General features: G+C 60.1%; 16 protein-coding genes and 1 pseudogene. 8 read left to right on the top strand and 9 right to left on the bottom strand.

Going from position 1 to position 17904, the window contains the following annotated elements; all coding sequences use genetic code 11:
• Nucleotides 1-208 precede the first annotated feature (208 nt).
• The 3 genes from KD146_RS07170 (at nucleotide 209) to KD146_RS07160 (ending at nucleotide 2481) form a co-directional block, all read left to right on the top strand.
• Entirely contained in the window at nucleotides 209-1102 is an 894-nt protein-coding gene (locus KD146_RS07170) for an SDR family oxidoreductase (protein WP_212658023.1), read from the top strand.
• A gap of 9 nt (nucleotides 1103-1111) precedes the next feature.
• The gene (locus KD146_RS07165) at nucleotides 1112-1249 is read left to right on the top strand and encodes a hypothetical protein (RefSeq protein WP_212658022.1); all 138 of its coding nucleotides are present in this window, start codon (nucleotides 1112-1114) and stop codon (nucleotides 1247-1249) included.
• Between the two features lie 527 nt (nucleotides 1250-1776).
• Nucleotides 1777-2481 carry a DUF421 domain-containing protein gene (locus KD146_RS07160; RefSeq protein ID WP_212658021.1) on the top strand — a complete coding sequence of 235 codons (705 nt, stop codon included), beginning with the start codon at nucleotides 1777-1779 and terminating at the stop codon, nucleotides 2479-2481.
• Nucleotides 2482-2721: 240 nt separating this feature from the next.
• On the opposite strand, the pseudogene KD146_RS18565 reads toward KD146_RS07160, so the two are convergent.
• A pseudogene (locus KD146_RS18565) lies at nucleotides 2722-3102 on the bottom strand (hypothetical protein).
• Nucleotides 3103-3229: 127 nt separating this feature from the next.
• On the opposite strand from KD146_RS18565, the gene KD146_RS07150 reads away from it, so the two are divergent.
• Both KD146_RS07150 and KD146_RS07145 read left to right on the top strand, forming a co-directional pair.
• The gene (locus tag KD146_RS07150) at nucleotides 3230-3763 is read left to right on the top strand and encodes a biliverdin-producing heme oxygenase (RefSeq protein ID WP_212658019.1); all 534 of its coding nucleotides are present in this window, start codon (nucleotides 3230-3232) and stop codon (nucleotides 3761-3763) included.
• A 20-nt stretch (nucleotides 3764-3783) separates the two neighbouring features.
• Complete coding sequence (locus tag KD146_RS07145) at nucleotides 3784-5904, top strand: histidine kinase dimerization/phosphoacceptor domain -containing protein (RefSeq protein WP_212658018.1); 2121 nt, start codon at nucleotides 3784-3786, stop codon at nucleotides 5902-5904.
• Nucleotides 5905-6581: 677 nt separating this feature from the next.
• Here the strand turns inward: KD146_RS07145 and KD146_RS07140 are convergent.
• A complete protein-coding gene (locus tag KD146_RS07140; protein ID WP_212658017.1) occupies nucleotides 6582-10298 on the bottom strand; it encodes a vitamin B12-dependent ribonucleotide reductase in 3717 nt (1238 codons plus the stop codon).
• Nucleotides 10299-11079: 781 nt separating this feature from the next.
• Between KD146_RS07140 and KD146_RS07135 the strand changes: the two genes are divergently transcribed.
• From KD146_RS07135 to KD146_RS07125, 3 genes are all read left to right on the top strand, one after another.
• Nucleotides 11080-11463 carry an NADH:ubiquinone oxidoreductase subunit NDUFA12 gene (locus tag KD146_RS07135; protein WP_212659140.1) on the top strand — a complete coding sequence of 128 codons (384 nt, stop codon included), beginning with the start codon at nucleotides 11080-11082 and terminating at the stop codon, nucleotides 11461-11463.
• A gap of 37 nt (nucleotides 11464-11500) precedes the next feature.
• Nucleotides 11501-11905: a DUF2155 domain-containing protein gene (locus tag KD146_RS07130; protein ID WP_212659139.1), complete on the top strand. Its 405-nt coding sequence runs from the start codon at nucleotides 11501-11503 to the stop codon at nucleotides 11903-11905.
• Nucleotides 11906-12012: 107 nt separating this feature from the next.
• Complete coding sequence (locus KD146_RS07125; RefSeq protein WP_212658016.1) at nucleotides 12013-12516, top strand: GyrI-like domain-containing protein; 504 nt, start codon at nucleotides 12013-12015, stop codon at nucleotides 12514-12516.
• Between the two features lie 55 nt (nucleotides 12517-12571).
• Here KD146_RS07125 and KD146_RS07120 read toward each other — a convergent pair whose 3' ends face one another.
• From KD146_RS07120 to KD146_RS07090, 7 genes are all read right to left on the bottom strand, one after another.
• Entirely contained in the window at nucleotides 12572-12946 is a 375-nt protein-coding gene (locus tag KD146_RS07120; protein ID WP_212658015.1) for a YybH family protein, read from the bottom strand.
• Nucleotides 12946-13659, bottom strand: coding sequence for a transcriptional repressor LexA (lexA, locus tag KD146_RS07115; RefSeq protein ID WP_212658014.1), 714 nt, complete (start codon nucleotides 13657-13659; stop codon nucleotides 12946-12948). The genes KD146_RS07120 and lexA overlap by 1 nt, the downstream gene beginning before the upstream one ends.
• Before the next feature lie 107 nt (nucleotides 13660-13766).
• Nucleotides 13767-14969 carry a molybdopterin molybdotransferase MoeA gene (locus KD146_RS07110; protein WP_212658013.1) on the bottom strand — a complete coding sequence of 401 codons (1203 nt, stop codon included), beginning with the start codon at nucleotides 14967-14969 and terminating at the stop codon, nucleotides 13767-13769.
• Nucleotides 14966-15442, bottom strand: a complete 477-nt coding sequence (gene moaC / locus KD146_RS07105; RefSeq protein WP_212658012.1) for a cyclic pyranopterin monophosphate synthase MoaC — start codon at nucleotides 15440-15442, stop codon at nucleotides 14966-14968. Before moaC ends, KD146_RS07110 begins: the two co-directional genes overlap by 4 nt.
• The gene (trpC, locus tag KD146_RS07100) at nucleotides 15442-16254 is read right to left on the bottom strand and encodes an indole-3-glycerol phosphate synthase TrpC (protein WP_212658011.1); all 813 of its coding nucleotides are present in this window, start codon (nucleotides 16252-16254) and stop codon (nucleotides 15442-15444) included. The genes moaC and trpC overlap by 1 nt, the downstream gene beginning before the upstream one ends.
• Nucleotides 16251-17273: an anthranilate phosphoribosyltransferase gene (gene trpD / locus KD146_RS07095; protein WP_282221404.1), complete on the bottom strand. Its 1023-nt coding sequence runs from the start codon at nucleotides 17271-17273 to the stop codon at nucleotides 16251-16253. Before trpD ends, trpC begins: the two co-directional genes overlap by 4 nt.
• The gene (locus tag KD146_RS07090; RefSeq protein WP_212658009.1) at nucleotides 17270-17869 is read right to left on the bottom strand and encodes an anthranilate synthase component II; all 600 of its coding nucleotides are present in this window, start codon (nucleotides 17867-17869) and stop codon (nucleotides 17270-17272) included. Before KD146_RS07090 ends, trpD begins: the two co-directional genes overlap by 4 nt.
• Between the last annotated feature and the right edge of the window lie 35 nt (nucleotides 17870-17904).

The following is a 17904-nucleotide window of genomic DNA, read 5'->3' as shown; positions in this document are numbered from 1 at the left end:
GCAGTCAGCCCCCACCTCCACATACCGGGTACAGAAACGGGAGGGCGTCGATTTCGACAATCTTGCCCGCAGCTCGACTACGTAGCCGGGCTGGGCATGTCCATCTTTAACGGTTGCATCTTCGGATCGGCATGCAGGACGACCGAACTGATTGGGAACGTGACGCCGGTTCAGGCATTGGCCTTTTCACTGAGAAAAGAGGCCCATCATGACAGACCGTTTCACCATGCAGGATCCAAGGCACCAGTATCCCGCTCCCCCATTTCCCCGTCAGCAGCAATCGCCGCCAGGCTTGGTCAGCCAGATGAAGCCGAGGCCCGATCACGGCGAAGAAAGTTATGCCGGGTTCGGGCGCTTGCTGGGCCGCAAGGCGCTCATCACTGGCGGTGACTCAGGCATTGGCCGCGCTGCGGCCATCGCATATGCACGCGAAGGTGCCGATGTGGCGATCAACTTCCTGCCCGCCGAGATTGAGGATGCCAGTGACGTCATTGGTTATATCGAAAAAGCGGGCACAAAAGCCGTAGCGCTGCCGGGTGATATTTCTCAGGAGCAGACCTGCAAAGACATTGTAGCCCGAACCGTGGAAGAACTGGGCGGGCTTGATATTCTGGTCATTAACGCTGCCCGGCAGCAAGCCCGCAATTCCGTTGCTGAAGTCAGCAGCGAAGATTTCGATCTGACCATGAAAACCAACCTTTATGCCATGCATTGGCTTACTCAGGCCGCTCTTCCGCATTTGCCGCCTGGCGCAGCTATCATCAATACCGCCTCTATTCAGGCGTTCGAACCGTCTGCGCACCTACTTGATTATGCAACATCGAAGGCCGGTATTGTTGCCTATACGAAGGCGCTTTCCGCCCAGGTTATGGAAAGAGGCATCCGCGCTAATGCAGTGGCACCCGGACCGTTCTGGACTGTGTTGCAGCCAAGCGGCGGACAATTCCCAGAGAAGGTCGGGAACTTCGGCGAGGGCAGCGCCTTTGGTCGGCCCGGGCAACCAGTTGAACTGTCTGCGATCTACGTGCTGCTCGCTTCCCAAGAAGGCAGCTACATCACAGGTGAGGTATTCGGCGCAACCGGCGGCAAGGGAGTGGTCTAGGAGGGTCGTATGAACATGGAAATAACCGGTGAACAGCTGCGGGCCGATATCGATCCGGGGCGCACCGGCGACAAGGTATTTCATTCCGACCTGGCCGCGGCGCCGCTGGGAACTGATGCCGAGTTGGGTGGCGCTTTTGGATTTTGACCCATGCTAGTTGATCGGGTCGATCACATTTCCACCTCTACCGGAACTGCTATTCGTTAAAAAAAACTTGACGCAGAGCCACCGTAGCGGTCCGCACTTGGCGCGCTCCGCGCCCATCTCGGGCCGCTGCTTTTTTTTTCAGATTTCAGAAGGAAACCAGGATGTTTCATCATCGATCGAAATTGCAATGCCCCAGCTCCAATTACGCTTTAGCCCCAGTTTTGTGAAAGCCCTATTGGGGCCCTTGAACACGCGAACGGAAACCGGAGGGCTGCAAAAGCGTTATTTGGCGTGAGGCCCCAATGCATAGAGACTTGGTGTGAATGGGGAGACCACAATTGTCTACCAGCGTCGCTTCCGGGAGCTGTTCGCTAGATCCGACTGTGCATTTGCTGGGACGTCATAGGGCTTTGTTAGGCAACCAGCCCTACCCGAATAATTTGCGTCAGCCCTTATCTCACTCGCGGCACAGACCATCATTCGGGGGGCGGTCCACCCGTTGTTTTTGACAACCAGAGTCGCGGATAATGGAACAACCAGCACAAGGGATTGATCTGATCCGGATTTTCGTGGGCGACCAGGGAGCCTGGATTTACCTCGAAATCCTGTTCCGTACCTTGATTGTCTATGGCTATGGCCTGCTGCTTTTGCGCTGGCTGGGTAGCAGGACCATCGGGCAGTTGTCGACCGTCGAATTCCTGCTGGTGATCGCGCTGGGCTCGGCCGTTGGCGATCCGATGTTCCAGCCCGATGTGCCGCTACTCCATGCCATGGCGGTGATCACCATTGTCGTGCTGGCCAACCGCGGCCTGGACCTGCTGATCGCGCGACATAAGCGCGTGGAACGGCTGGTGGATGGCGAGCCGCGCCAAATTGTTGACCAGGGCGTACTGAGCGAAGTCACGGGCGATGCCGAACTGGGCGCCAGCGAGATTTTCCAGAAATTGCGGCAAGCCGGGGTCAAGCAACTGGGCGAAGTGAGCAGCGCCTTCGTCGAGCCAAACGGTGCCATGAGCATTTTTCAGCATAACGGCACGCCCCCCTGGGGCCTACCCATTGTACCGCCATGGGAAATCGTGGCGCCGCAGGTGATCGCGGCTGATCACCTCGTGGATCACCAGATGCATCTGTCCTGCTATCGCTGCGGGACCACAATTGCGGTGGGGGTCGGCCAAGGCCCCGGCACCTGCCTGCGTTGCGGGCATGACCGCTGGACACCGGCAACGCGCTGACAGCACCAATCGAGCCAGTTGAAGGCAAGCCCACCCACGGGACACCGGTTTCGATGCAGCCACCGGTCTTTGATCCAGGAGTCGCGCTATGCTCATCTCAGGATGACGGCCTTCCACCACCACCAAGAATTGCCAAGAGAATGGTGTCAAACCGACACCACCCCAGACATGGTCCGGGGGTGGTGATGCACGGATGCAGGCCAGCAAGGCCGGAAGCCGGCCTTACCGTTCCGAATGGTGCTATCTGGCGAGATCTTCGGGCAGCGCGTACGCGATGAAGTAATCCCCGATCGGGGTCTCCATAAAGTCGTGACCACCGGCATTGATCACCACGATCTGGCGACCCTGGGCCTCATAGGTCATCGGCGTTGCCTGCCCCCCGGCCGGCAGAGCGACCTGCCAGACCTCTTCGCCGGTCTAGATGTCGATCGCGCGGAAGATGTCGTCGGTTGCTGCCCCAATTAGGAACAAGCTCGACGCCGTGATGACACCTCCGCCATTGTTCGGCGTGCCGATATCGATCGGCAACATGGACGGAATGCCGAAGGGGCCATTCTTGCGGGCCGAGCCAAAGGGGCGATCCCAAAGCACTTCGCGGGTTTTCGCCGCTACTCCGACCACAGTTCGCAATCACGTCCAACCGTGCACTAGAGACCAAATGCCCACGGCTCTCATTACACCCTTGGCGTGGTTGGATGGATCTGACATCGATTGTCTGGAATTGTGTCAGACTGTTTCGGAAAGCGGCATGAGTACCAACAGTTTGAGAGCTGCCCTGCGCGAGCACACCGCGGAAATCCATGCCCGCCTCGACGCGGCAATCGGCCCATTCCACGATGTCGAAAGCTATCGATCCTTCGTCCTGAACAACTATCTGTTTCGCAGCCTTGTCGAGCCTGAGTGCGACGCGGTTGCCGCCTGGCCGGTATTGCCTCTCGTAGCGGCGATGCAAGCGGATATGGATGATTTGAAGATTGCATCGGCTCCTCAGCCTCTTGCCCCGATTACACTGCCCGACTGGTCCACCAAATTGGGCGCGCTTTATGTTCTCGAAGGGTCCGGAGTGGGAGCGCGATTGCTCTTCCGGCGCGCGCAAACCCTTGGCCTCAGCGCCGAATTCGGTGCACGGCACCTTGCCATCCAGGTTGAAGACATGCACCGTTGGCCCGCATTCCTAGCGATTTTGGAGGCAGCCGACACCGAACCAGCCTTCGACCGGTCGGCTGCCTTGGCGAGCGCGCAAGTGCTCTTTGAAAGAGCACTGGAAATCTATCGGAGTTAGTGTTGGACGAGACGAACCAAATGGACCTGACCAGCTGTGATCTGGAGCCCATCCACATCCCGGGTTCAATTCAGCCTCACGGCATCATGCTTATTTCCGATCCGCGCTCAGGTCAGGTCGTAGGCTGCGCCGGTGAGCTGGCCGACCCTTCAGAAATTCTGGGCCGCACGCTTGAAGAGCTGGTCGGGATCGACTGTCAGGTGGTGCAGGATTCATTGCCCGGAACGGGCATTCAGGTTCTTGGCGAGCTCGTGTTCGCCAACTCATCATGGGATGCGGTGGCCTATGCCAGTGGGGCGCACATTATTGTCGAGCTGACCGGCAAAGCCGATGGTCACACACCGGACGGCGCGTTTCTCGCTGAGCTTGATGCGCTTGAAGCCCAACTGGACCGGGCGACCTCGCTACTTGATTTGGCCAATGAAGCGTCGCGCGTGTTTCAGCGCCTGACTGGCTATGGAAGGGTGATGGTCTATCGGTTCGTCGACGATGAGGCCGGAGTTGTCGTGGGCGAGAGCATCGCTGACAATTCGCCCAGCTTCATGCGCCACCACTTCCCCGCCACTGACATTCCCAAACAGGCGCGTGACCTCTACGTCCGCAACAAGGTCCGGGTCATTGCTGATGTGCATTATCAGCCCTCGCCAGTCGTCAGCGCCAGTTCTGATCTGCAAACGATCGATATGAGTGACTCGACAATTCGGAGCGTCTCTCCGGTTCATATCCAGTATCTCAAGAATATGGGCGTGGCGGCGTCAGCCTCAATGTCTATCGTCAAGGATGGCATATTGTGGGGGCTGGTGGCCTGCCATCACCACCAGCCGCGGCCGCTGCCGCTCAACATCCGCCTGGCCTGCCAAAACATGGCCTCCAATCTGGCGCGGGTGATCAAGGCGCGCGAAGATAGCGAGCTCTATCGCGAGCGCATCGCATTGCGCGCGCAGGAGGACAGAATCCTCCGACTGGTCGGCGAGGACCGCAACCTGAGCCAGTTCTTTGCCCGAACCGGACGGGATCTGGCTGAACTGCTCAATGCCCATGGCTTTGCGGTGCTGCAGGGCGACAAGCTGGTGCAGTTTGGCAGCTGCCCCCCGACCGACGATATCCACGCCATCAGCGACTATGTCCGCGCGATCAGTTCGAGCCAGCCTGTGGTGACCCGTCAGCTATCTGCAAAATTTCCTCCGGCCATGGCCTTTAAGGACAAGGCCAGTGGATTGATTGCGGTCAAAATGGCCACCGATGTGCCAACTGTGCTGATGTGGTTCCGCGCCGAAGTCCTGCAGACCATCAAGTGGGCAGGCAATCCGCACAAGGAGGGCGCGAAGGACCCCAACACGGTACTCACGCCCCGCGCATCCTTTGACGAATGGTCCGAACAGGTCAGCGGCAAGTCGGAAGACTGGAACCTGGCACAGATCGAATCTGCAGGGCGCGTTGTGCGTTCGCTGCACGAGGCCCGCAACAATAGCCGGATCCGCCTGCTCAATAGCGAACTGAGCCGCTCGCTCAATGACAATGTCAGCCTGATGCAGCAGAAGGACGTGCTGTTGAGAGAGGTTAATCACCGGGTTCAGAACAGCCTGTCGCTGGTGGCCACCTTTCTTCGCATGCAGGGGCGCGGCGCTTCCCAGGAGGTCAAATCCAGCCTTGAACAGGCTGAGCATCGACTGATGGCCGTTTCACTCGCCCACCGGCGGCTCTATCAGGACGATAGCGTCGAAATCATCGATCTGTCCCGATATATCGGGGAACTGGTTGCCGAGCTCTTGGCCACCATGAACAGCGAATGGGGGGACCATCTCCACCTTGATCTGGCCCCCGTATTGATCAAGACCGACGACGCCGTCACCGTCGGGCTGGTGGTCAATGAGCTTTTCACCAACCTTGCCAAATACGCCTATGACGGGCGCCCCGGGTCGGCGACGATCAAGATCGAACAGATCAGATCAAACCTGCGGGTGACCATTTCTGATTCCGGCAAAGGCATCTCCGGCCCGGTCAATGGAACCGGCTTTGGCACCAGAATGCTGAGTGCACTGGTGAGCAATTTGAAGGGCAGTATCGAGTTCGAAGACAATTCTCCGGGTACCCGGGCTGTCGTCGTCGCGCCGATACAAAGCCGTGGGTACGAGGCGTAATGTTGTCAGTTTTTCTGACCTTGGGGAGGTGTCCGGTCCCAACATTTGTTCCGGCCTTTTGTAGCCGTTCAGCCTCCGTCTATGAAACGGCAGCCAGCTTGTTAGCTACAGCTCCCTAGGTTGAGCAATGGGCGCAATCACTTAAGGCATTTTGGCGCAGCGCTCTAACGGCAGCTTTCGTCGTTCAGGTCCTAAAAGCCGCCGGTCCGCTATCGGCCCCAGAACGGTCGTTGGAAACAAGCGCCACCATTAGCCCGTGCGACGGTGGTGCCCCCGCAGGATAGGCCACTCAAGATCAATGTTTTCGACAAGCAATCGTGTCTCCAGCCCCTCCGGAGTACTCGAGTGCAGGTGCTGGGGAGGCGCAAAAGTAAAGGCCCGGATTTCCGGGCCTTTTTGCTTGAATGGACAAACTATCGGTTCGGCGATGGAAACGACGGCCCCGCTAATGGAAATTCTATCGGGATCGTCACACAAACAGTACCTCGAACGGCAATTTCGGCCAGTCGTCGTCCCCCAAGTATCGCACTTCGAGCAAGTACCAATCTGGTCAGTGGCGACTTCCTAGTCGGCCGACCTGAGGAGATGAGGCACACTTTGCCTCACCTCTCTGCGTCTGATGCCAGGAATCTGGTCAAACTTCATATGCAGCGACACTATTTCTATCTTTTAGCTACTTAGCTACACCCAGTCGTCGTCCCGCAGGTGTCGCACTTCAGGCAGGTGCCGTTCCGCACCATGGTGAAGTTGTGGCACTCGGTACACTGGTCGCCGGTATAGCCCTTCATCTGGGCTTCGGCGCGCAGCAGGCCGGTATCCTTGCTCGGCGGCGGGCTGGGCAGGGGGCTCAGTTCGGCGGCCGGGAAGGCCGCGGGGGCCACCTGGCTGTCAGGCTTGAGCGCCGTTGCCGCCTTGAGCGCGGTCACCGTCGAGGTCTGCATCGCCTGAACCGGGTTCAGGTGATGGTCGCCCGAAACGATCATCAGGCTCTTATTGCTGACGCGACCACGGGTCATGCCACGCGACACGAACTTGTCGGCAGGCATGGGGGCCGGGGTGTTGGCAGCGGGGCGACCGGTTGCCTTGTCTTCGTCGGCTCCCTTGCCCAGCGAGGTCGGGCTTTCGGGATTGACGTGGGCCAGATCGTCACGATCGAGATAGGACACGGCCAGTTCGCGGAACACGTAATCCAGGATCGAGGTGGCGTTCTTGATCCGGTCATTGCCCATGACCATGCCGGCAGGCTCGAAGCGGGTGAAGGTGAAGGCCTCCACATACTCGTCCAGCGGCACGCCATATTGCAGGCCCAGCGAGATGGCGATGGCGAAATTGTTCATCATCGCGCGGAAGGCTGCGCCTTCCTTGTGCATGTCGATGAAGATCTCGCCCAGACGGCCATCATCATATTCGCCGGTGCGCAGATAGACCTTATGGCCACCAACGACGGCCTTCTGGGTGTAACCCTTGCGGCGATCGGGCATTTTTTCGCGGTCACGAATGACCGTTTCAACGATGCGCTCGACGATCTTTTCGGCAACCTGCGGCACGCGGGCGGCAGATGACATCGCCGCCATTTCCTCGGCTGCATCCTCGTCTTCATCCTCGTCGGCCGCAGCCAGCACGGATGAATTGAGCGGCTGGCTGAGCTTGGAGCCGTCGCGATAGAGCGCATTGGCCTTCAAGGCCAGGCGCCAGGACAGCATATAGGCCTGCTTGGCGTCTTCGACGGTCGCGTCGTTTGGCATGTTGATGGTCTTGGAAATCGCGCCCGAGATGAAAGGCTGTGCAGCCGCCATCATCAGGATGTGCGATTCAATCGACAGCGAGCGCTTGCCGATCTTGCCGCAAGGCGCAGCGCAATCGAACACGGGCAGATGCTCGGCCTTGAGGTGCGGGGCACCTTCCAGGGTCATCGCGCCACAGACGTGGATATTGGCCGCCTCGATATCCTTCTTGGAAAAGCCCAGGAAGCTGAGCAGGTCGAACGAGAAATCGCCCAGTTGCTCATCGGTGACGCCCAGCGTCTTGAGGAAGTCCGCACCCAGTGTCCACTGGTTGAAGATGAACTTGATGTCGAAGGCCGATGCGGTCGCAGCGTTCAGCGCGGCGATCTTCTCATCGGTAAAGCCCTTGGCCTTGAGCGTGGATGGATTGACGCCCGGTGCCTGGTTGAGATTGCCATGGCCGACCGCATAGGCCTCCATCTCGGCAATATCGGCTTCCGAATAGCCCAGCGTGCGCAGGGCAGGTGGCACGGCGCGGTTGATGATCTTGAAGTAACCGCCACCGGCGAGCTTCTTGAACTTGACCAGCGCAAAGTCTGGCTCGATGCCGGTGGTGTCGCAATCCATCACCAGACCGATCGTGCCGGTCGGGGCGATAACCGAAACCTGGGCGTTACGGTAGCCGTGCTTTTCGCCCAGCTTGAGCGCGTTGTCCCAGGCGATCTTGGCGCGTTCGCTCAATTCGCTGTCGATCAGCGAAGCATGATCGAGCGGCACGGGGGTGATCGAGAGCTTTTCATAGCCTTCGGCATTGCCGTGGGCAGCATTGCGGTGATTGCGGATGACGCGCAGCATGTGCTTGGAATTGCGCTTGTAATCCTTGAACGGGCCCAGCTCCTTGGCCATTTCGGCCGAGGTCGCATAGCTCACGCCGGTCATGATGGCGGTGACAGCACCGGCAATGGCGCGGCCTTCCTTGGAGTCATAGGGAATACCCGAGGTCATCAGGAAGCCGCCAATATTGGCGTAACCGATACCCAGCGTGCGGTATTCGAACGACCGTTCAGCAATCGCCTTGGATGGGAACTGCGCCATCATCACCGAGATTTCCAGCACCACGGTCCACAGACGCACGGTGTGCTCATAGGCAGCGGTGTTGAACGAGCCATCCTGGTTGCGATAGGGCAGCAGGTTCACCGATGCCAGATTGCAGGCGGTGTCATCAAGGAACATGTATTCCGAGCAGGGGTTCGATGCATTGATCGGACCGGCCTCGGGGCTGGTGTGCCACTCATTGATGGTGGTGTGGTACTGAATGCCGGGATCGGCCGAGGCCCAGGCGGCATAGCCCACCTGCTCCCACAGATCGCGGGCTTTAAGGGTCTTGGTGACAACGCCGGACTGGCGTGCCTTGAGGTCCCAGTCGCTATCGCCTTCAACGGCGCGCAGGAACTCGTCGCTCACCCGCACCGAATTGTTCGAGTTCTGGCCCGAAACGGTCAGGTAGGCTTCGCTGTCCCAATCGGTGTCGTAGACCGGGAATTCGATATCGGTATAGCCCTGCTTGGCGAACTGGATGACCCGGAAGATGTAGTTCTCGGGGACCAGGGCCTTCTTGGCAGCGCGCACTTCGCGCTTGAGCGCGGGGTTCATCGCCACATCAAAGCAGTCATCGCCGCTGCCTTCGCAGTTGACGGCAGCCTTCATGATGGCCTTGAGGTGCTTGGAGACGACCTTGGAGCCGGTCACCAAAGCGGCAACCTTCTGCTCTTCCTTGACCTTCCAGTTGATGTATTCCTCGACATCGGGGTGATCGATATCCAGCACCACCATCTTGGCGGCGCGACGGGTGGTGCCGCCCGACTTGATGGCGCCGGCCGCCCGGTCACCAATCTTGAGGAAGCTCATCAGACCGCTGGACTTGCCGCCGCCCGAGAGCTTTTCGCCCGAACCGCGCAGGGCCGAGAAATTGGTGCCGGTGCCCGAACCATATTTGAACAGGCGCGCTTCACGCACCCACAGATCCATGATGCCGTTTTCATTGACCAGATCGTCATTGACCGACTGGATGAAGCAGGCATGGGGCTGGGGATGTTCATACGAGCTCTTGGAACTCACCAGCTTGTGGGTGAAGGGGTCCACATAGAAGTGCCCCTGGCCCGGACCATCAATGCCATAGGCCCAGTGCAGACCGGTATTGAACCATTGCGGGCTGTTGGGCGCCACGCGCTGGCTGGCCAGCATATAGGCCAGCTCGTCAAAGAAGGTGCGCGCATCTTCTTCACTGTCGAAATAGCCGCCTTTCCAGCCCCAATAGGTCCAGGTGCCAGCCAGGCGATCAAACACCTGGCGGCTGTCCATTTCTGAACCGTAGCGCTCATCTTCCGGCAGCTTGGCGAGCGCAGCTTCGTCGGGGACGGAGCGCCACAGCCAGGACGGCACGGAATTCTCTTCAACCTTCTTGAGGGCCTTGGCGACGCCGGCCTTGCGGAAGTATTTCTGAGCAATGATGTCAGCCGCAACCTGGCTCCAGCTCTTGGGGATGGCGATATCTTCGAGCTTGAAGACGACCGAGCCATCCGGGTTGCGAATCTCACTCGTGGCCGAGCGGAATTCGAGACCGGCGTAGCGGTCTTCATTGGCTTTGGTAAACCGGCGTTCAATGCGCATAGTCGTCTTAGTCCCCAATGTAACGGGCACACAAATGCCCGCGAGCCGAAAAACCCGGCTTCTCACCCAAATCTGTTTTGACGCGTCACCAACCGAGCCCGTGGCCGGGCTCGAAAAACTTGCCTGTGCCCCTGTATGGCGCCGGTCTGATGCCAGTGCTTTGAGCAGGGGTCTTGAGCCGACGACATGGTGTGTTGTCGGCCTGTCCAAAACATCTGCCGATTCAAACGATGCGTCAACGCAAGAAATCACAAGGTCTAGTGGTTGGAGGGGTGGTTCAGACAACCACTAGTAGGCTCATTATGTGGATAGTGGGGACAAACTGCAAGGAAAACGCGGACTTGGCCGCCCCCTTTTATGCAGGCTGGAGCGTCACGTGAACGGCGCATATGTGAGCCGAACAAGCCCCGCTAAAGTGCCGAGATTCCACGGCTAAATTCACCGCCAGGCGCGTGTTTACAATGGGCTAACCATGCCACCAACGCCGTCGAATCAAACCGTCACAAAGCTGTCAAGCGCAGAAAAATTACGCGAAATCCACAATGCGCCCACTACCAGTGCTTGTGGTGATCTGCCTGTGACCCACTACCAGATGCTGTGTGCAGGGCAGGGTGGCGCTCACTGCAAAGCTGGCCCCGATGCCCCTCCTATAGAAGGGTGAGCGGGGCGCGAAAACAGCGCGCGAAAAACCCGCCAAACACTAGGCTGATCTGACCACGCATGTTACACCCGGCGCACTCGCAGCTATCGACGGCGGAATCGACAATTGGCTAAATCCGGTATCAAGCAGTTCCTGAGCGAAATCTTCTCCTGGTGGGGTGGTCAGACCTGGGGCACCCGTCTGTGGATCTGGCGCTTCGGCGACTATGTCGGCAGCGACGAATTCGGCAATCGCTATTTCCAGGATCGTAAGGCTGATCGGCGTTATGTGACCTATGCCGGCCCCGCTGACGCCTCGACCATTGGTCAGGGCTGGCACGGCTGGATGCACTATCGCACCGACATCGTGCCAACCAAGGCCAACTATGTCGCCAAGAGCTGGGAGCTGCCCCATCAGCAGAACCTGACCGGCACGGCAGCCGCCTATCGTCCCGATGGCAGCCTGCTCAACAAGGGCGAACGCCCCCGCGTGACCGGTGACTACGACGCCTGGTCGCCAGAATAAGGACGGCGCCTTGCGCCACCTCAAAACTCTTGCCCGCATGATGATGACCCTGGCGCCGCTCGCGGCGCTGGGCGTCTTTGGCGTTGCAGCGCCCGTATCGGCCCAGCCCATTGCCAATCCGGTGGCGACCTTTGCCGGGCTCGACAAGATCACCGGCCGCATCACCCGCTTCGACGTCTATATCGATGAAACCGTGCTGTTCGGCGCGCTCGAGATCACCCCGCGCGCCTGCTACAATCGCGCTGCCACCGAGACCCAGCGGACATCGGCCTTTCTCGAAGTCGATCAGCGCAGCCTGACCGGCACATCCAAGCGCATCTTTACCGGCTGGATGTTCGCCGACAGCCCGGCGCTCAACGCCGTCGATCACGCAGTCTATGATGTGTGGCTGATCGAGTGCCGCACCAGCACCGACGTACCGCCGCCCGACGCGCGCGACTGATTCTCTCAATGGTACTGGCCCGCTGACGCGCGCCATTCTAATGTCACCAGCATTGATGCAGGCGGGCAGAACTGCGCGACTGCATGATATTGCGGGAGGAGCGCCTTATGCTGACTGTTCCACGTTTCCAGGACCTGCCGGTCCAGACCTACGCCTATATCAGCTTTACCGTATCAATGGCCGAAATGGCGCAGCCCGCAAATGAGGGCTTTCCGGCGCTATTTTCCTGGCTCTCCGCCAATGGCATCACGCCGACCGGCGCGCCATTCTACAAATACAACCGCATCGATATGGCCAGAACGCTTGAAGTGGAAGCAGGGGTCCCGGTGGACCGCGCGGCAGCGGGTGACGACACCGTAAAATTCTCGCAACTACCGGCGGGGCATTACGTCTGGACCACCCATACCGGCCCCTATGACGATCTCTATGATGCCACAGCCATGCTGATCGGCTGGGCCAAGGAGCGGGGCATTGAATGGGATAGCGCAACCCAGTCCGACGGTCATCACTTTGCCTGTCGTCTGGAAATCTACGAGACCGACCCGGAGCAGGAACCTGATCCTGACAAGTGGGTCACCACATTGCGGATCAAGACCACCGGTCCGGCCTGAACGCCAATACCGGCATTGATCGCCCGTCACTCCCGAAGTCACGCACCGCGCGCCGCTAGGCCAAGGCGCTCAGATGCTCGTGAACGATGACCCAGCCATGCAAGCGCCGCTCGACAATGCAGGTGCCGCGACCGGCGCCAGATTGAACATCTCCGTTCACAACCGCCGTGTAGCAAAACAGATAGCGACAGGCCGCGATATCCTGACCTTTTACGATCCAGATCAGGTCTTCCAGCCAGTAGCGCTCGTCAACCAGCCGTGCCCATGTGGCTTCAAAGGCATCGCGTATCGCTGCAATGCCAAGATGAGATCCATCATTGAACCAGAAACTGGCATCCTGGGCGATCAAGGGCGCGACGACCGCGAAGCGATGCGTGTTGATCGCCTCGCCATAGGCCGCGATCAACGCTTCGGGCGTCGCCGCCCCCATCAATATTTACGCAGCAACCCGACAAGCCGGCCCTGAACCTTGACCCGGTCAGGCGGAAAAATGCGGGTCTCATAAGCCGGGTTGGCGGCTTCAAGTGCCACCGTATTGCCCTTGCGGCGCAAGCGCTTGAGCGTCGCTTCCTCATCATCCACCAGCGCCACGATGATCTCGCCGGTGCTGGCTGCATCCTGCTTTTTGATCAATACCGTGTCGCCATCAAAAATGCCGGCATCGATCATCGAGTCACCGCGCACTTCCAGTGCGTAATGCTCGCCGCTGCCCAGCATTTCGGGCGGCACCATAATGGTGTGGGAATGGCTCTGAATGGCCTCGATCGGCGTACCCGCTGCAATTCGACCCATCACCGGGATCGAAATCGAGCGCACGCCATCATCATCGGCGGCGACACGCGATGGCGGGCTCGCCACCTTGCCAAGATTGCCTTCGATCACCGATGGTTCAAAGCGGGCCTTACGGCCGCCAAGCGACGGGTTCATCGAATCCGGCAGCTTAACGACTTCCAGCGCCCGGGCCCGATTGGGCAGGCGGCGGATGAAACCGCGCTCTTCCAGCGCGGTGATCAGCCGGTGAATGCCCGACTTGGACGCCAGATCGAGGGCATCCTTCATCTCGTCGAACGAAGGCGGAATGCCGCTTTCCTTCATCCGTTCATGGATGAACATCAACAGCTCGTGTTGTTTGCGCGTCAGCATAGGCCCCTCGGGGTGAGAATCGGAACATAGACAGAACGACTATATGTGTTCCAGTTATGTTCTGCAATATGCTCGACGATTTTCCTGCAACTGGGGCGGCCCGAAACCTAGAAGGCGTCGACCACAATGGTTTCGACCAGCGTGCCCGCCGCCTGTCCAGGGGCCTGTTCGGGCTGCACAATCAACAGGTCAGCCAGCGCCATGGATGAAGTGTGCCCACTATCGGTCTGGGAAATTGGCAGCGCCACCGGACCATTGGGAGTCTGCTGCAACTGTGCCCGCATGAAATGCCGCCGCGCCGTATTGGCTGGGGTCGCGGCAGCCAGTGGCAGGTGCCAGGGCGTCTGCGGCGTCAGGCCCAGCCAGTGTCGCAGCGCCGGTTTGATGAAAACAATCGCCGTGACCATCGCCGAAACCGGATTGCCCGGCAGGCCGAATACCAGCGTCTTGCCGATCGTGCCGAACATCAGCGGCTTGCCCGGGCGCATATTGATGCGCCAGAAATCCAGCGTCACGCCCAGTTCAACGAGAATTTCCTGCACGATATCGTGGTCGCCAACGCTGGCGCCGCCGGTCGTGATCAGCACGTCCGGTGCATCGGCCAGAATGGCGCTGAGCTTGTCGCGCAGGGCTTCCCGGTCATCGCGGGCAATGCCGTGATCGGTCATGGTATGGGCATAGGGGGCCAGCATGGGCGCCAGCCCGAAGCTGTTGGAAGCAATGATCTGGTCAGGCCCCAGCGCCGCGCCGGGCAGGGCGAGTTCATCACCCGTCGCCAGCAGCGCAATACGCGGCCGTCGCGCCACGGTCAGCGTCGGGGTATTGGCTGCCGCGGCCACGGCAATCTGCATCGGGGTCAGTCGGACGCCAGCCTCGATCAGCGTCTGGCCTGTGGTGAAGTCATTGCCCAGGGCCCGGATATTGCGCCCCGGCAAGGGCTCGATGCTGAACGACACCTGATCGCCGTCGAGCAGGGCCTGTTCCTGCATGATGACGGCATCGGCCCCTTCGGGCACCGGCGCACCGGTAAAAATCCTGACCGCTTCTTGCGAGCCCAGACGTCCGGCATAACTGGCCCCGGCCTGGGAGGTCCCCACGACCTTGAGGCTGTGACCTTCCATGATGTCAGCGGCCCCGACGGCATAGCCATCCATGGCGCTGGCATTGAAGGGCGGCTGGTCATGGCGGGCCTTGACCGGTTCGAGCAAGACCCGACCCGCCGCCGCATCCAGCGACACGGTTTCGCCGACCGGCGTCGGCACGCGCTTGAGAATGGCCGCAATGGCCTCTTCAACGGGGAGCAGGCTCATGCGCGCACGAAATCCCCGGACTTGCCGCCCGATTTTTCCATCAGGCAGATATCGGTCACCACCATGGCGCGATCAATCGCCTTGGCCATGTCATACAATGTCAGCGCCGCCGTGGAGGCAGCCACCAATGCTTCCATCTCGACCCCGGTCTGGCCGGTAGTTTCAGCCGTCGCCACAATCAGGATGGCATCTTCGCCATGTTCGGCAATCTCCACGCTGACCTTGGTCAGCGGGATGGGGTGGCACAACGGGATCAGCTCAGCGGTCTTTTTGGCCGCCATGATACCGGCAATCCGCGCTACCGCCAGCGCATCACCCTTTTTGAGGCTGCCGCCCATAATGGTGGCAATCGTCTGCGGCTGCCCGACAATACGGGCCTGTGCCACGGCGCGCCGCCGTGTTGCGGGCTTGCCGGCAATATCGACAATATGGGCTTCGCCCCGGGCATTGAGATGGGTGAGCCCGTCGGCCATCAGGGCGCAGCCTGCGCGGCGCCATGCAATAGCGCTCTGGTTGCCGCGGTCACATCGTCCTGGCGCATCAGGCTCTCGCCAACCAGAAAGCTGCCGATACCGGCTTCATGGTCGAGCTTGAGCAGGTGTTCGTGATTGACGATGCCGCTTTCGCTGACCAGTAGCGTCCCCTTGGGCACGCCAACGGCCAGATTAACCGAAGTTTCCAGCGTCGTCTCGAAGGTGCGCAGATTGCGATTGTTGATGCCGATGAACTCGGCGCCCAGCGCCACGGCCCGATCAAGCTCAAGCTGGTCATGTACTTCCACCAGCGCATCCATCTTCCACTCTTCGGCGGCATCGAGCAGGTAGCGAGCCACGTCATCGCCCACGGCGGCCAGAATGATCAGAATGCAGTCCGCGCCCCAGGCGCGCGCCTCCGCCACCTGATAGGTCTCGAACAGAAAATCCTTGCGCAGCACGGGCAGTTTGACCGCCGCGCGGGCTTCCTTGAGAAAGCGCGGCGAGCCCTGAAAGCTGGGCCGGTCAGTCAGCACGGACAGGCACGCGGCGCCGGCTGCTTCATAAGCCAGGGCGATTTCGGTCGGGTTGAAGTTCTCCCGGATCAGGCCCTTTGACGGACTGGCCTTCTTCACTTCGGCGATCAGCGCATATTCATCCTTGGCCCGCTTGGCCTTGATCGCCTTGATAAAGCCGCGCGTCGGCGCCTGATCATGTGCCTGCGCCACCACTTCGGCCCAGGGCCGCATGGATTTGGCAGCGGCGATTTCCTCGCGCTTATAGGCTTCGATCTGTTTGAGAATATCGGTCATGCATCGCGTCCATTCGATACCGCCACCAGGCGGGTCAGTGTGTCCTTGGCCTTGCCGCTGTCAATCAGCTCGGCCGCCGCCGCTGCGCCTTCGCGCAGATCGGCCACCTTGTCGGCCACAATCAGCGCCGCGCCGGCATTGAGCAGCACGATATCGCGATAGGCGCCGCTCTGCCCGTCAAACAGGGCGTGGATGGCCTGGGCATTGTATTCGGGATCGCCACCCAGCAGATCCTTGGGATCGTGCTGTTTCAGGCCGGCCTGTTCCGGGCTCACTTCAAAGCTGCGCAGATCGCCATTGGCAATCTGGGCGACAAAGCTGGGGCCCGTCACCGTGATCTCGTCCAGCCCGTCGCTGCCATGCACCACCCAGGCCTTGATGGCGCGGTTGGCCAATAGCGCCGCGGCGACAGGCTCGACCCATTCGCGCGCGTAAACGCCCAGCATGTAACGGCGCACACCGGCCGGGTTGGACTGCGGACCGAGCAGGTTGAACATGGTGCGCACGCCCATTTCGGCGCGCGATGGCCCCACATGGCGCATCGCCGGATGGTGACTGGGCGCGAACATGAAGCCGATGCCGGCCTGGTTGATGCAGCGCGAAATGCCAGAGGGCTCCAGGTCAAGTTTAACGCCCAGCGCTTCGAGCGCCTGCGACGAACCCGATTTGGACGACAGCGCGCGATTGCCATGCTTGGCCACTGGCACACCGGCTGCAGCCACCACGATGGCAGCGGCGGTCGAAATGTTCAGCGTGCCCATGCCGTCGCCGCCCGTGCCGACAATGTCGATGGCATCGGCGGGCGCCTCGACGGGCACCATCTGCTCGCGCAGGATCGACACCGCCGCGGCGATTTCGCCAACGGTCTCGCCCTTGATCCGCATGCCCATCAAAAAGGCGCCGATCTGGCTTGGTGTGGCCTCGCCAGCCATGATCACGCGCATCACATCGCGCATCTCTTCGCCCGTCAGGTTTTTGCGCTCGGCAATCTGGCTCAGTGCGGTCTTGATATCCATCACGCGGCCCTCTTCTGGTTGAAGTCGCGGGCGATGTTCAGGAAGTTCTGCAGCAAGGCATGACCATTTTCCGAGGCAATGCTCTCCGGATGGAACTGCACCCCATGAACGGGCAACGTCTTGTGTTGCATGCCCATGATCAGGCCATCCTCGGTGGTCGCGGTGACCTCGAGCACATCGGGCAGGGTTTCCGGCCGCACCGTCAGCGAGTGATAGCGCGTAGCCTCAAACCCCGCATTGAGCCCGCGGAACAGGCCCTTGCCGGTATGATTGATTTTTGAGGTCTTGCCATGCACCAGATGCGGCGCGCGGATCACCTCTCCACCCATGGCCTGTCCAATGGCTTGATGCCCCAGACAGACACCCAGCATCGGAATTTCGGCCTGGAAGCGCTCGATCACGGCCAGACAGATGCCGGCCTCATTGGGCGTGCAGGGGCCTGGCGACAGCACAATGGCGTCGGGCGCCTGTGCGGCGATGTCTTCAAGGGTAATCTTGTCGTTACGGACCACCGAAACATCGGCGCCCAGTTCGCCCAGAAAATGGACGAGATTGTAGGTAAAGCTGTCGTAATTATCGATGACGAGAGTGCGGGTCATGGTCTGGTTCCTGGCAGGTTTTTGTCAACTTCCGG

The organism is Devosia litorisediminis, assembly GCF_018334155.1.
GTDB lineage: Bacteria > Pseudomonadota > Alphaproteobacteria > Rhizobiales > Devosiaceae > Devosia > Devosia litorisediminis.
The sequence above is the reverse complement of the archived record's forward strand: the minus strand, read 5'-3'. Positions and strand labels throughout refer to the sequence as shown.